The 13,968-nt window shown below is 59.3% G+C and carries 15 protein-coding genes; 6 read left to right on the top strand and 9 right to left on the bottom strand.

Translation table 11 applies throughout. The annotated features are described in order from the left end of the window. Window positions 1-12: 12 nt before the first annotated feature. The 3 genes from rssC to ACA055_RS09405 all read right to left on the bottom strand — a co-directional run bounded on the left by rssC (window position 13) and on the right by ACA055_RS09405 (window position 2,719). The gene (rssC, locus tag ACA055_RS09415; RefSeq protein WP_007935262.1) at window positions 13-495 is read right to left on the bottom strand and encodes an anti-sigma factor antagonist RssC; all 483 of its coding nucleotides are present in this window, start codon (window positions 493-495) and stop codon (window positions 13-15) included. Beyond that, window positions 492-1,676: a two-component system response regulator RssB gene (gene rssB / locus ACA055_RS09410; protein WP_497684379.1), complete on the bottom strand. Its 1,185-nt coding sequence runs from the start codon at window positions 1,674-1,676 to the stop codon at window positions 492-494. The genes rssC and rssB overlap by 4 nt, the downstream gene beginning before the upstream one ends. Window positions 1,677-2,029: 353 nt before the next feature. Next, on the bottom strand, window positions 2,030-2,719 hold the full coding sequence (locus tag ACA055_RS09405; protein WP_497683368.1) for an MlaA family lipoprotein: 690 nt from the start codon (window positions 2,717-2,719) through the stop codon (window positions 2,030-2,032). A 200-nt stretch (window positions 2,720-2,919) separates the two neighbouring features. Between ACA055_RS09405 and pcrP the strand changes: the two genes are divergently transcribed. Beyond that, entirely contained in the window at window positions 2,920-3,540 is a 621-nt protein-coding gene (gene pcrP / locus ACA055_RS09400; protein ID WP_497683367.1) for an HAD superfamily inactivated hydrolase PcrP, read from the top strand. Window positions 3,541-3,649: 109 nt separating this feature from the next. After that, window positions 3,650-3,913 carry a DUF4404 family protein gene (locus tag ACA055_RS09395; protein WP_497683366.1) on the top strand — a complete coding sequence of 88 codons (264 nt, stop codon included), beginning with the start codon at window positions 3,650-3,652 and terminating at the stop codon, window positions 3,911-3,913. 170 nt (window positions 3,914-4,083) lie between these two features. Here the strand turns inward: ACA055_RS09395 and queF are convergent, their stop codons facing one another. Next, complete coding sequence (queF, locus tag ACA055_RS09390; RefSeq protein WP_497683365.1) at window positions 4,084-4,914, bottom strand: NADPH-dependent 7-cyano-7-deazaguanine reductase QueF; 831 nt, start codon at window positions 4,912-4,914, stop codon at window positions 4,084-4,086. Between the two features lie 60 nt (window positions 4,915-4,974). After that, window positions 4,975-5,496, bottom strand: a complete 522-nt coding sequence (gene copI / locus ACA055_RS09385; protein WP_497683364.1) for a copper-resistant cuproprotein CopI — start codon at window positions 5,494-5,496, stop codon at window positions 4,975-4,977. Window positions 5,497-5,651: 155 nt separating this feature from the next. Between copI and ACA055_RS09380 the strand changes: the two genes are divergently transcribed. Together ACA055_RS09380 and ACA055_RS09375 are read left to right on the top strand one after the other, a co-directional pair. After that, window positions 5,652-6,332, top strand: a complete 681-nt coding sequence (locus ACA055_RS09380; RefSeq protein WP_497683363.1) for a heavy metal response regulator transcription factor — start codon at window positions 5,652-5,654, stop codon at window positions 6,330-6,332. After that, window positions 6,332-7,681 (top strand): heavy metal sensor histidine kinase, encoded by a 1,350-nt coding sequence (locus ACA055_RS09375; protein ID WP_497683362.1) that lies wholly within the window; start codon window positions 6,332-6,334, stop codon window positions 7,679-7,681. The genes ACA055_RS09380 and ACA055_RS09375 overlap by 1 nt, the downstream gene beginning before the upstream one ends. A 106-nt stretch (window positions 7,682-7,787) precedes the next feature. Here ACA055_RS09375 and ACA055_RS09370 read toward each other — a convergent pair whose 3' ends face one another. From ACA055_RS09370 to ACA055_RS09360, 3 genes are all read right to left on the bottom strand, one after another. Next, a complete protein-coding gene (locus ACA055_RS09370; RefSeq protein WP_497683361.1) occupies window positions 7,788-9,032 on the bottom strand; it encodes a lipoprotein-releasing ABC transporter permease subunit in 1,245 nt (414 codons plus the stop codon). A gap of 66 nt (window positions 9,033-9,098) precedes the next feature. Continuing rightward, window positions 9,099-9,782 (bottom strand): lipoprotein-releasing ABC transporter ATP-binding protein LolD, encoded by a 684-nt coding sequence (gene lolD, locus ACA055_RS09365; RefSeq protein ID WP_497683360.1) that lies wholly within the window; start codon window positions 9,780-9,782, stop codon window positions 9,099-9,101. A gap of 7 nt (window positions 9,783-9,789) precedes the next feature. Further along, the gene (locus ACA055_RS09360; protein WP_497683359.1) at window positions 9,790-11,040 is read right to left on the bottom strand and encodes a lipoprotein-releasing ABC transporter permease subunit; all 1,251 of its coding nucleotides are present in this window, start codon (window positions 11,038-11,040) and stop codon (window positions 9,790-9,792) included. A 94-nt stretch (window positions 11,041-11,134) separates the two neighbouring features. On the opposite strand from ACA055_RS09360, the gene ACA055_RS09355 reads away from it, so the two are divergent. Then, the gene (locus tag ACA055_RS09355) at window positions 11,135-11,716 is read left to right on the top strand and encodes a PilZ domain-containing protein (RefSeq protein WP_497683358.1); all 582 of its coding nucleotides are present in this window, start codon (window positions 11,135-11,137) and stop codon (window positions 11,714-11,716) included. Between the two features lie 14 nt (window positions 11,717-11,730). Then, complete coding sequence (locus tag ACA055_RS09350; RefSeq protein ID WP_497683357.1) at window positions 11,731-12,453, top strand: glycerophosphodiester phosphodiesterase; 723 nt, start codon at window positions 11,731-11,733, stop codon at window positions 12,451-12,453. Between the two features lie 42 nt (window positions 12,454-12,495). On the opposite strand, the gene sthA is transcribed toward ACA055_RS09350, so the two are convergent. Continuing rightward, window positions 12,496-13,890, bottom strand: coding sequence for a Si-specific NAD(P)(+) transhydrogenase (gene sthA, locus ACA055_RS09345; protein ID WP_007907752.1), 1,395 nt, complete (start codon window positions 13,888-13,890; stop codon window positions 12,496-12,498). Between the last annotated feature and the right edge of the window lie 78 nt (window positions 13,891-13,968).

Below are 13,968 nucleotides of genomic sequence, written 5' to 3'. Positions count from 1 at the left end.
GTCTCAGGGAGATCAGTGACGCTCGAGGGCGTTCACCAGGTCATGAAACGCTTCACGATTGGAGTCGTTCAGGCCCATCAGGATTTTGTGTGCTTCGAGCACTTTGATCCGCACGACTTCTTCGGACTGATCCTGGTCTGGCAGGTCGGTCAGGCACTCAGGGCACGGGATCGGGCGATCAACGATGTTAAACACTTGCTCGAAGCCCATGGACTGCAGCAGACGGGTGATGTCTTCGTGGGTGGTGACGACGGTCGGCAGCAGGCCAACCTTTTGCCGCGACAGGATCGACAGCTTGGCCAAAAGGCCAAGGGTGGTGCTGTCGATGCTGCGGGTTTCGGTCAGGTCGATCACGATCGCGTTGAAGTTCAACGCCGTGAAGATCCGCTCAATAGTCGCATCCAATGCCGAACACAGGGTCAGGCGAACTTCACCGACGAACTTCAGGACGAAGGTGCCGTCCTGCTCGGCGAACTGGATTCTACCGGTACTCATTGAAGATTCCTGCTCAACACCAACAGGGCGATATCATCCGGCATCTCCCCTAGCGTGGCCAATCCAAAAACCTGCCGCAGACCATCCAGGCTGCCGCCCGCTGCCTTGACCCGTTCGGGCAAAGCCGCTTCTTTTTCTTTGAGTGTGGGTTCTGGCAAAAGGTCCAGAATGCCATCGGACATCAGCGTCAGGCTGAACGTCGGCGGCAGCTCCAGTACGTGGTCTTCGTAGGTGGCTTCATTAAAGAGCCCCACCGGCAGACCGCGCCCTTCCAGATAACGAACACTGTCTGGCGTGTACAACACAGGCAACGGCAAATGACCACCGATGCTATAGGTCAACAAACCTGTCTCCTCGTCGATGACTCCACCGACCATTGTGACGTGTTTACCCAGCTTACAACTGATCAGGCCTCGGTTGATATGACCAAGGACCTCTGAAGGCTTGAATTCCGGCAATGTACCGCTGCGCTTGGACTCGAACAGCAAGCGTGTGGTCATGAATTTCAGCAGTACGGTAACGAAGGCTGAAGAAGCGCCATGACCGGAAACGTCCGCCAGGTAGAACGCTACCCGACGCTCGTCGACCCGAAAGTAGTCAACGAAATCACCCGACAGGTACAGCGACGGGATGATCTGGTGAGCAAACTGGAACTCGTCGATGGTCCAGGGGCTGACCGGCAGCATGTTCATCTGTACCTGGCGACCGGCATTCTGGTCTTCCTGGAGCAGGTTCAGGCTGGCAGCGAGCTCGCGGTTGGCCTTTTCCAGCTTCTCGCGGTAGCGCTGGTTTTCCAGCAGCAGGCGCGCACGATCCAGGGCCCGGCGCACAGAGTGCTCGAGCACAGCCAGATCTTCGAGAGGCTTGATCAGGTAGTCCGCCGCGCCCAGGCGCAGCGCCTCGACCGCGTCGTTCATCACGCCGGCGCCCGAAACCACGATCACCGGGGTTTGCGGCGACAGCTCGGTGACCTGACGGATGAGTTCGAGTCCGCCCATCTGCGGCATGCGCAGATCGCAGATGACCAAATCGGGCTTGTCTTGCTCGAATACCTGAAGACCCTGCTGGCCATTGCTGGCCTGCAAGACGCTGAAACCACTGTCTTCCAAATAGGCGGCGAGGCTCGCGCGCACTACTTCGTCATCATCGATTATCAGCAGCGTGGCACTGGTTTTTGGCATGTGGGCAAACGGCGCCAGAATTAGGTTGGCGTAGCAGGCAGGGGTTTTGGCCCGGCTCACACTACTGGATTCGCTTTCTAGCCTCTCTGTTGCACTGTTTTCGAGCATTTGCCCTACACACAGGTCCACCAGAGGTGCCCTTCTAAGGCGCAGACGGTACTCCCATCCGCGGGGCGTTTCAAGCTCACGCCGATGGTCGCTTGACGTCTTTCCATTTCAAATCACCGGGAGTTATAAGAACAGGCAAAACCGTAACTCAATGGAAGGTTCTTGCCGGTGGGTGAAACGCCCCCGCAAGCCAAACGAAAGAAGGCGGCCCAATCGGCCGCCTTCTTCGTTTTTACCGGTCGAGATCAAAAATCGTCTTCGACCTGGCCGTCTTTGACTCTGAATTCGCGGTTCTGCAAGTACGCATTGCGAATGAAGATGTACTTGTCGCCGCTGATCAACTTCTCGCTCGACAACAGGCTCGCGCGGGTGTCGACGATGTTCAGGCCGAAGATCGAGTTACGCACGGGCACGTCGTTGATGTAGCGGTACGGACCGGTGTAACCGTCGACATACTTGGACGGCGCATCACGCAGGGTGCTTGGGCCCAAGAACGGCAACATCACGTATGGGCCGCTGCCCACGCCCCAGTAACCGAGGGTCTGACCGAAGTCTTCGTCATTGCGTTGCAGGCCCATCTTGGTGCCCACATCGAAGAAGCCCAGCACGCCGAAGGTGGTGTTGAAGATCAGGCGCGCGGTATCGACACCTGCTGCGGCGGGTTTGGCCTGCAAGATATCGTTGGCAAGGTTGGTAACATCACCGACGTTGCGGAACATGTTGTGGATGCCGTCTTCAAGGAACTGCGGCGTAACGAACTGGTAACCCTGGGCCAAAGGCTTCAGCGCGTAGGTATCGAGCACGTCATTGAATTTGTAGATCGGACGGTTGATGCTTTCCCAAGGATCGTCTTCCGAGGCTGCCTGGGCAACAAACGGAACCACCAGCACACTGGCGCACACACAAAGCTGAGCTAGATGATTGCTCCAGCGCATAGAAAACTCCTTGGATTGTTACTGGCGCGGGCGCTCGGCCCAAGCGATAAGCTGGCTAGTATAAGACGGAAAGGCTGCTTTAGGCAGCACCGTGCGAGGCCGCGTGCGGACGACACGTTATGACTGCGCGAGATTCATCCCCCTGTCACTCAACTGTCACCATCGCCCCTTAGCCTTGAAACTATTTCAAGGACGTTGATATGCCGCACGCCGAAACCTTGCCCCTCGCTGCACCCAGCCTGACCGCCGTGCTGTTCGGCCTCAGTGGTTGCCTGGTGGATTTTGGCGCACGCACACGTCAGCACGGCAGCCACGCGGCCGAACATGCCGAGGCCACACCCGGTGCTCTGGATAGCCTGCGCAGTCTGCAGCGTCAGCAGATCCCCTGTGCCTGGCTCGATGAATTACCCCCCGTCCTCAGCCAAACGCTGGCCGCCGCTTTACCGGAATGGATCAAACCTTCGCAACACCTCGCAACAAACAATCCGTGGCCGGCACCGCACGCCTGCTGGCAAGCCTTAATGGCATTGAATGTCGAACGGCTGGAAGGTTGCGTGCTGGTCAGCGGCGAACCGCAATTGCTGCAAGCGGGACTGAATGCCGGATTATGGACGATTGGCCTGGCGTCCTGCGGCTCGCTGTGCGGATTGGCGCCCAACGAATGGCAGGCGCTGACGCAGCAGGAACGGGAATCCAGACGCGGCAAGGCAACGGTGCAGTTGTTCAGTCTAGGCGTGCACTCGGTGATCGATCACCTGGGTGAACTCGACACCTGCCTGGCTGACATTAGTTTGCGCCGGCACAAGGGCGAAAAGCCCTGATCGAGATCATGCAGGTTGCGCGGGAGTGGATTAATCTAAAGGTCAGCCATAGACCTTTGGCGTGCTGCTGCGGTCTATGCCAGTGCCTATCGATAAAAGGAAGAACGCCATGCCTGCCCGCGAACTGCAAGAACAGCTCAATACTCTGCGCGAGCAATTGGAACAGAATCCGCCGCTGACTGAAGATGAACGCGCCGACCTGCACGCGCTGATGCAACAGATCGAACTTGAACTTGAGCTCGAAACCAAAACCCAGGACTCCAGCCTCTCCGATAATGTGAACCTGGCCGTCGAACGCTTCGAACTCGAACACCCTACCCTTGCCGGGACCTTGCGCAACATCATGCAAACCCTGGGCAACATGGGGATCTGACCCCCCGAACGCAAAAAAGCCCCGCTATCGATAGCGGGGCTTTTTCATATCCGGGATCTGCAATGCATTCCCTGTGGGAGCGAGCTTGCTCGCGATGGCTGAGTGTCAGCCAACATCAATATTGGATGTGCTGACCTCTTCGCGAGCAAGCCCGCTCCCACATTTGATCTTCATTGACGGACTAAGCGGTGATTGGGCAGTTGAACGGATTCGGTACTGCGATACGGGTTGATGTCCAACCCGCCACGGCGCACATAACGTGCATACACCGTCAGTTTCTCCGGTTTCAGCAGCCGCTGCAGATCAAGGAAAATCCGCTCCACACACTGTTCATGGAAGTCGGAGTGTTGACGGAAGCTCACGATGTATTCCAGCAAACTCGCGTGATCCAACGCGGCGCCGCGATATTCCACCGCAACACTGCCCCAGTCCGGCTGACTGGTTACCGGGCAATTGGATTTGAGCAAATGGCTGTGCACGCTCTCTTCGATAATGCGCGATTCATCGCAGCGCAGCAGCTCAGGACGCGGATGCTCGTAGTTGCTGACGCTGATATCCAGATCATCGATGCACACACCCGGCAACGCCACGACACCTTCGGCTTCAACGTCGTTGAGGCTGCGAATCCGCACGCCAACCAGTTTACCCGCTGCGGCCGACAAGTCCTTCGCCAACGTCGCTTCAAGGCTTGCAGTGTCGGTGAACGGTGTCTGGTTCAGGGAATTCAGATACAGCTTGAACGACTTGGATTCGATGATGTTCGGCGAATCCGCCGGGATGCTGAATTCGCCGATTGCCACCACCGGTTTGCCCGACGGCAACAGCCACGACAGCTCGAAGCAATTCCAGAAATCCACACCCTTGTACGGCAGGGTTTCAGCCGTCAGGCCCAGCTCGGCCCATTTCGCGGTGCGCGGGATCGGGAACAGCAAAGACGGCGTGTAGGTGGCGATGTATTCGCTGGACTTGCCCAGCGGCGAGTGTTCGGCTGCGGGATGCATGGCGGAAACCTGACTGAAGAATCAGCGGATTCTACCAGCCTTTGCCCCCGCCTTGAGTGCTTACTGACTGACAGTCAACTTGCCGACCATGCCTGCCTGATAATGACCTGGAATGTTGCAGGCAAATTCCAGGTTGGTGGCCTTGGTGAAAGTCCAGGTCAGCTCGGCGGTTTTGCCCGGTTCGACCAGCACGCTATTGGGGTCGTCGTGTTGCATTCCATGCCCCATGCCGGCCATCGAACCGTGGTCCATTTCCTTCATACCTGTAGATGTGAGCATGCCGCTCTGCTGCATCTTCATCATTTCCTGCTGATGCCTGGCGTGCATCTCCGCGTCACCGAGGTTGAATTCGTGCAGCAACTGACCTTTATTCACCAGCACGAAACGCACCGTCTCCCCGGCCTTGATATCGATGGCCTTGGGCGTGAACGACATGTCGCCCATCACCACTTCAACGCTGCGAGTGGCCTTGGCGGCCGGGGCCGGTTGCCCGAAGTCGTAGGTATGCGCCGGCGCGGCCTCCAGCTGCAAACTGAGCATCAGCAAGCAACCGGCCAACACCAGACGATTTCGCAAAAACATAGTCGCACTCCAACAAGATGAGGTTCAGCCTGTGGGAAATTCTAGCCCGATGCCGCTGCCAGCGACCTGACACGCAGATTACAACTTTGTCAGGTTGGCCTGCGGCGGCCTCGCTCACGGTATAACGCTTACGTTCCATTTGCCCCGGGTTACCCATGAAACTGCTGATTGTCGAAGACCAAGCGAAAACCGGCCACTACCTGCGCCAGGGCCTGACCGAGGCCGGCTTCAACACTGAGTTGGTAGCCGACGGCAGCACCGGCCAGCAACTGGCGCTGAGCGGCGATTACGCCTTGTTGATTCTCGACGTGATGCTGCCCGGTCGCGATGGCTGGCAGATTCTACAAGCGGTGCGCGGTGCCGGCCTCGACACGCCAGTGCTGTTTCTTACCGCGCGAGACGCCGTGGAAGACAGGGTTCACGGCCTGGAACTGGGTGCCGACGATTATCTGGTCAAGCCTTTCGCCTTCTCCGAACTGCTGGCCCGGGTCCGCAGCCTGTTGCGGCGCGGTAGCGCCCCGCCCCAGGAAACCAGCCTGCAACTGGCCGACTTGCGCCTGGACCTGATCCGCCGCCGGGTCGAACGCAGCGGTCAGCGCATCGACCTGACCGCCAAGGAATTTTCCTTGCTGGAAATGCTCCTGCGCCGTCAGGGCGAAGTGCTGCCCAAGTCGCTGATCGCTTCACAAGTCTGGGACATGAACTTCGACAGCGACACCAATGTCATCGAAGTCGCAATCCGCCGTCTGCGCTTGAAGATCGACGATGAATTCCCGAACAAGCTGATCCACACCGTGCGCGGCATGGGTTACGTCCTCGAAGAGCGCCCCGCCTGATGCGTCGACTTTCGTTAAGCGGTCGTCTGGCGCTGCTGTTTGCCGCGTGTACCGCCGTGGTGTCGCTGTTTGCCGGCGTGTTGTTCAGCCGTGCCAGCGAGGCGCACTTCGTCGAACTCGATCAACAGTTGCTGGATGGAAAATTGATTGGTTTGCGCCGTGCGCTTCACGACGTTCAGTCGAGTGAAAGCGAAATCAAACTGGCCGATGAATTGAGCCGGCAGGCTGATCTTTCGCTGCGGATCACCGGTAGCGATGGCCGACGATGGTATGACAGCTCGACGCGTATACCGAAGGTATTGCCTCCTGAGTCTGGCTTGTCGACGGTGAGCGATGAAGGTACTGACTTTCGCGTGCTGAATGCTCCGCTGCACCCGGAAAAATCCGACTCGCCGCAATTGACTCTGCTGCTGGACATCACTCACCACCAGCACTTTCTGCAACGCATGCAGCGCTTGATTTGGCTGACCGTGGGTTTATCGGCCCTGGCCACCGCCCTGCTCGGGGCCTGGGCGGCGCGCAGTGGGTTGCGGCCGTTGCGGCGCATGAGTGCGGTTGCCAGTGGTATTTCTGCGCAATCGCTGAATGCACGCCTGCCCGAAGAAAACATGCCACCAGAACTCGCGGAAATGGCCCACAACTTCAACGCCATGCTCGGACGCCTCGACGACTCTTTTCAACGGCTCTCGGCGTTCTCCGCCGACATCGCCCATGAACTGCGCACGCCGCTGTCGAACTTGCTGACCCACACTCAGGTCACCCTCACCCGCCCACGCCCCATCGAGGATTACCGCGAAGCGCTGCACAGCAACCTCGAAGAACTGCAATGGATGGCGCAACTGGTCAACGACATGTTGTACCTGGCCAAGTCTGACCACGGGTTATTGATACCCAAGCGCGAAGCGCTGGAACTGTCCGAAGAAGCGGATTTGCTGTTGGAGTTCTTTGCGCCGCTGGCCGAGGATGCACAGGTGACATTGAGCCGAGAAGGACATGCGCACATGGTGGGTGACCGCAGTATGTTGCGACGGGCGCTTTCCAATTTGCTGGACAACGCGTTGCGGTTTACACCGACCGATGGCGAGGTTCGGGTAAAGATTATCGAGCAGCCGCAGGGTTTGAGATTGAGTATCGAGAATACGGGGGACGGGATTGACCCGGTGTTGCTGCCGCGTCTGTTCGACCGTTTCTACCGCGCAGATCCGGCGCGCCGTGAAGGCAGCAGTGAACATGCGGGATTGGGTCTGGCGATCACCCAGTCGATCATTCGTGCCCATGGCGGGCAGATTCGTTGCGAATCGAATCAGGGGTTGACCCGGTTTGTGATCGAGCTACCAAAGAAGGATTGAGGCCAGCAGGGCTGCCCCCTTCGCGAGCAAGCCCGCCCCCACAGTAGACCGAGTCGACTCAGTCCAATGTGGAAGCGGGCTTGCTCGCGAAAGCGGTGTAACAGCTTTACGAATACCGCAACGCGTAAGCCGGGTCGATCTTCGCCGCCCGCCAGGCCGGATACACCGTCGCCAAAAAGCTCAACACAAACCCTGCCGAGCAGATCAACAACACATCCCCACTCTGCAATTCGGATGGCAGATTGCTGATGAAGTAAACGTCGGAACTGAAGATGTGCTGCCCGCTGATCCGCTCCACCCACCCTACCAGCTCGCTGACATTTAGCGCCGCAATCACGCCGAGCACGCCGCCGATCAAGGTGCCGACAATCCCGATCACCGTGCCCTGGACCATGAAGATCGCCATGATCTGCCCCGGTGTGGCGCCGATGGTGCGCAGGATCGCGATGTCCGCGCCCTTCTCGTTCACCACCATGATCAAGGTCGCGATGATGTTGAACGCCGCCACCGCGACGATCATCAGCAACAGCAGCCCGATCATGGTTTTTTCCATCTTCATTGCGCTGAACAGGCTGCCCTGGGTGTGGGTCCAGTCATCCGCCCGGTAAGCGGTGCCCAGGCCCGAAGCCACGTCGCTCGACACTTTCGGCGCGGCGTACAGATCTTTCACCGCCAGGCGCACGCTCTGCACCTGGTTCGGCTGCCAGCGCTGCATCTGCGCGGCGTCGGCCACGTGGATCAGGGCCATGGAACCATCGAGTTCGGCGCCGACCTTGAACACACCCACCACGTTCAGCCGCTGCATGCGCGGGGTAATCCCCCCCGGGGCGTTACTGACTTCCGGCACAATCAGGGTGATTTTGTCGCCGACGTTCAAGCGGAAGCGCCGAGCGGTGATCTCACCGACTACCACGCCAAATTCGCCCGGCTTCAAGGCATCGAGACGCCCCTGGACAATATGCTTGGCAACGATCGACACCTTGCCTTCGAGCGCCGGGTCAACGCCACTGACCTGGATCGGCTGCATCGTGCCCTTGTAGGACAGCATGCCTTCCATCTCGGTGAACGGCACGGCGGCGGTCACTTCCGGATTTTTCATCGCGGCCGCAGCAACCGGCTGCCAATCATCAATCGGATTGACGCCGACGATGGTCGCGTGAGGCACCATGCCGAGGATGCGCGAGCTCATTTCGCGTTGGAATCCGTTCATGACCGACAGCACCACAATCATGGCCAGCACGCCGAGGGCGAGACCGATCATCGAGGTCATCGAGATGAAGGAAACAAAGCGATTGCGGCGCTTGGCGCGGGTATAGCGCGCGCCTATAAAGATCGATAACGGTCTGAACATTCGCTGGGGCACCGTATAAAAATAAATGACCCGACGCGCTTTTCAGTCGCGTCGGGTTTCGGTCAATCAGATGGGTGTCAGGAAACCTTCCTGCAAATGCAGGACGCGGTCCATCTGGCGAGCCAGGGTCATGTCGTGGGTCACCACCAGGAACGCCGTGCGCATCGAAGTGCTGAGTTCCAGCATCAAATCCTGAATGCCCTGGGCGGTGTGGGAGTCGAGGTTGCCGGTCGGCTCGTCGAGCATCACCAGGCCCGGCTTGTTCACCAGGGCGCGGGCGATGGCCACACGCTGACGTTCGCCACCGGACAATTCGGCTGGCTTGTGTTCCAGGCGATGGCCCAGCCCGACCCGCTCCAGCAACGCCGTCGCACGCTGACGTGCTTCCGGAATCGCGGTTTTACCGATCAGCAGCGGCATGCAGACGTTTTCCAGCGCAGTGAACTCAGGCAGCAAGTGGTGGAACTGGTAAACGAAACCCAGCGACCGATTGCGCAGCAAGCCGCGAGCCTTTTCGTTCAGGGCCGACAGCTCTTCACCGGCCAGCCAGACGCTGCCCTTGGTCGGCGTGTCGAGGCCGCCCAGCAGGTTGAGCAAGGTACTTTTGCCCGAACCCGATGTGCCGACAATCGCCACGCGCTCACCCGGATGCAGCTCCAGTTGCAGACCGGCCAGAACCTCTACCGACTCCGGACCTTCCTCGTAGGATTTGCCCAGGTTGCGGCAGCTCAGGATTGCTTTATCACTCATGCCCGACTCACTCATAACGTAGCGCCTCCGCAGGCTGGGTGCGCGCGGCACGCCAGGCTGGATACAGGGTGGCGAGAAAACTCAAAATCAACGCCGCGGCGCAGACCATCAACACGTCCTCGCTCTGCACTTGCGACGGCAGGTAATCGATGAAGTACACGTCGGCATTGAGGAATTTGTGCCCGATCAAGCCCTCAAGCGCAGAGATCGCGGCGCTGACGTTCAGCGCGGCGAAGATCCCGAGCACGGCGCCGATTGCCGTACCGACCACCCCGATGACCGTGCCTTGAACCATGAATGTGCGCATGATCGTGCCTGGCGTCGCGCCGAGGGTGCGCAAAATCGCGATGTCGCCCTTTTTGTCGTTTACCACCATCACCAATGTGGAAATGATGTTGAACGCTGCCACAGCGACGATAAGCAGCAACAGCAGGCCGATCATGGCTTTCTCCATGCGGATCGCCTGATACAGATTGCCGTGGGTGCGCGTCCAGTCGCGGGCGTAAAAGCGGTCTTCGCCGAGCTGCTGGGCGATGTTCCACGCGGTGCGCGGCGCCTGGAACAGATCGTCGAACTTCAGGCGAATCCCTTGGACCTGATCCGGTTTCCAGCGATGCAGCTTCGCCAGATCCTGCAGGTTGGTGACGCCCAGGTAACCATCGATTTCACCGGCGCCGACATGGAAGATGCCGACCACGGTAAAGCGTTTCATGCGCGGAAACATCCCGGCCGGGGTCACGGTGACTTCCGGCGCCACGAATGTCAGCTTGTCACCGACAGCGGCGCCGAGCTTGGCGGCGGCCTTGTCACCGATGACGATGCCAAAACTGCCGGGCGCCAGGTCGTCGAGTTTTCCCTGCAGCATGAACTTGTCAATGATCGACACCTGCCGCTCCAGCGCCGGGTCAATGGCATTGAGCAGGACTTTGGAGACCTTGCCGTTGTTGGTCAGCAAACCCTGCATCTGAGTGAACGGCGCAACGGCCGTCACCTGCGGGTTCTGCTTGACCTTGGCGGCCAGGCTTTGCCAGTCGCTGATCGGCTCGCCGGACTCGATGGTCGCGTGGGGCACCATGCCCAGCACGCGGGTGCGCATCTCATGATCGAAGCCGTTCATGACCGACAGCACCACAATCATCACGACCACGCCAAGGGCGAGTCCGATCATCGAGGTCAGGGAAATGAATGACACAAAATGATTGCGACGCTTTGCACGGGTATAACGCGTGCCAATAAATACGAAGAGAGGTCTGAACATGTCGGGGCTTGTTCGGAGGGAAAAGGAACGTCCTTGTGGCGGGGGTCGATAACCAGCTTTACACTCAGACCACCGCCGCTACCATGGGTTCGCCATGTCGACATTAGATGAAGAAGATCGCCGCGAATACTACCGTATCGAGGACACGATCGCACTGGAAATTCGGCCCCTGTCCGCTCCCGAAGCCGCAGGCCAGGAAGTGTTGCAGGATGCTTCCCCCCTCTTCAACTTGCTCAGCGAACTGCACCTGAGCGAATTCGAGTCGCAACACCTGTTGCGCCAGATCAGTGAGCGCGACCGCAACCTCGCGGCGTTCCTGAAATCCCAGAACAAACGCATCGATTTGCTCAGCCAGGTGATCGCCGTCACCGTGCTTGGGCAGATCGGCGAGCCGCAGCCAGTGATCATTTCCGAAGGCGGCCTCGACTTTCAGCATCCGACGCCCATTGCCGCGGGTGCACACCTGTCGGTCAAACTGGTGCTGATGCCCCAAGCGCTCGGCCTGTTGCTGCGCGCGCGCGTCACCCATTGTGATCGCAAGGGCGGCGGCTATGACATTGGCACCGAGTTCGAATACCCCACCGATGCCCAGCGCCAGTTGCTGGCGCGCTACATCTTGCAGAAGCAGGCCCAGGAACGACGCCTGGCCCGCGAACAAAACGAATCAGGCATTTAATTTAAGGAAGAACCGTGACCCTCATCTACGGCCATCGCGGCGCCAAGGGCGAAGCACCGGAAAACACCCTGAACAGCTTTCAGCAGTGTCTCAAGCACGGCGTGCGCCGCTGCGAACTGGACCTGCACCTGTCCAAGGACGGCGAGTTGATGGTCATCCACGACCCGACTCTCAAGCGCACCACCGACCGTCGCGGCAAGGTGGTCGAGCATACGGCGGCGGAGCTGGTGACGTACGACGCGCGCAAGGGCGGCCCGGGCTGGATCAAGCCTTGCCCGATCCCGACGCTGGAAGAGCTGTTCGAGAAATGCGATTTCGAGCACTGGCAGCTGGAAGTCAAAAGCGCTTCACGCACTCGCGCCGCAAGCACCGTGCTGGCGATTCGCGAAATGGCTCAGCGTTTCAATATGCTCGACAAGGTGACGATCACCTCGAGTTCGCGGGAAGTGTTGAAAGCCGCACTCGACCTGGTCCCGGACGTGTCACGCGGATTGGTGGCCGAATACGCCTGGCTCGACCCGTTGAAGGTCGCGCAAAGTTATGGCTGTGAGATTCTGGCGCTGAACTGGACTCTGTGTACGCCGGAACGCCTTCAGAAGGCGCAGCGTCAAGGGCTGCATGTGTCGGTATGGACAGTCAACGAGCCCGCGCTGATGCGCAGACTCGCCGACTTCGGCGTTGACAGCCTGATTACAGACTTTCCCGGTTTGGCCAGCGCCACGCTCGAGAATTGCTGAAATCGGTCTCCCCGGCCGGCTCAGGCCACCGGCCGGAGCCGCTCAAAAAAGCCGGTTGAGGCCATCGTATGCCGCTACCCGATAGGCTTCAGCCATGGTCGGGTAGTTGAACGTCGTGTTAACGAAGTACTTCAGGGTGTTCAGCTCGCCCGGCTGGCTCATGATCGCCTGACCGATGTGCACGATCTCCGATGCCTGATAACCGAAGCAGTGAACGCCCAGCACTTCCAGCGTTTCACGGTGGAAGAGGATCTTCAGCATGCCCTGAGGCTCGCCGGCGATCTGTGCACGCGCCATGCTCTTGAAGAACGCCTTGCCGACTTCGTAGGGCACTTTGGCCTGGGTCAGCTCCTGCTCGTTCTTGCCGATCGAGCTGATCTCCGGAATCGTGTAGATCCCGGTCGGCACGTCGTTGACGAAGCGCCAGCTGTTGTTATCAACGATGCTGCCAGCGGCCGAACGGCCCTGGTCGTGGGCGGCACTGGCCAGGCTCGGCCAGCCGATCACATCACCGGCACCGTAAATGTTCGGTACGCAGGTGCGGTAGGCTTCGTCGACTTCGATCTGGCCACGGCTGTTGACCTTCACGCCGATGTTTTCCAGACCCAACTGATCGGTGTTGCCGGTACGGCCGTTGCACCAGAGCAAGGCGTCAGCCTTGATCTTCTTGCCGGACTTGAGGTGCAGGATCACGCCGTTGTCCACGCCTTCGACGCGGTCGTAGTCTTCGTTGTGGCGAACCGTGATGTTGTTGTTGCTGAAGTGGTAACTCAACGCCTGGGAAATTTCCGAGTCGAGGAAGCTCAGCAACTGACCGCGGTTGTCCACCAGCTCAACCAGTACACCCAGACCGCTGAAGATCGACGCGTACTCGCAACCGATAACGCCGGCGCCGTAAACGATGAGTTTACGCGGGGTGTGGCCGAGGCTGAGGATGGTGTCGCTATCGTAGATACGCGGGTGGTGGAAATCGATGTCCGCCGGGCGATACGGGCGCGAACCGGTGGCGATGATGATGTGCTTGGCCACCAGTTTTTCGACCACGCCGTTGGCGCAGACCACTTCGATGGTTTGCTCGTCGGCGAAGCTGCCGGTGCCGAAGAACACGTCGACGCGGTTACGAGCGTAGTAGCCGGTGCGCGAAGCGACTTGCTTGGAGATCACTTTCTCGGCGCTTTTCAGAACGTCCGGAAACGAAAACCAGCGCGGCTCACCAATGGCCCGGAACATCGGGTTGGTGTTGAACTGCATGATCTGCCGGACAGAGTGACGCAGTGCCTTGGACGGGATGGTACCCAGGTGGGTGCAGTTGCCGCCGACCTGGCGACGGCTATCGACCATCGCCACCTTGCGCCCTGCTTTGGCGGCGTTCATTGCCGCGCCTTCTCCCGCTGGGCCGGAACCCAGCACCACCACGTCGTAGTTGTAGACAGCCATGCGTACTCCTCAGAACAGGCCGCGGCGCCATCGGCACCTGCGGCTAAATCACGCCGATCTGCGGCGTGAAGGAACAAT

It is taken from the genome of Pseudomonas sp. LBUM1657 (genome assembly GCF_059716075.1).
This window is presented reverse-complemented; position numbering and strand designations above follow the sequence as displayed.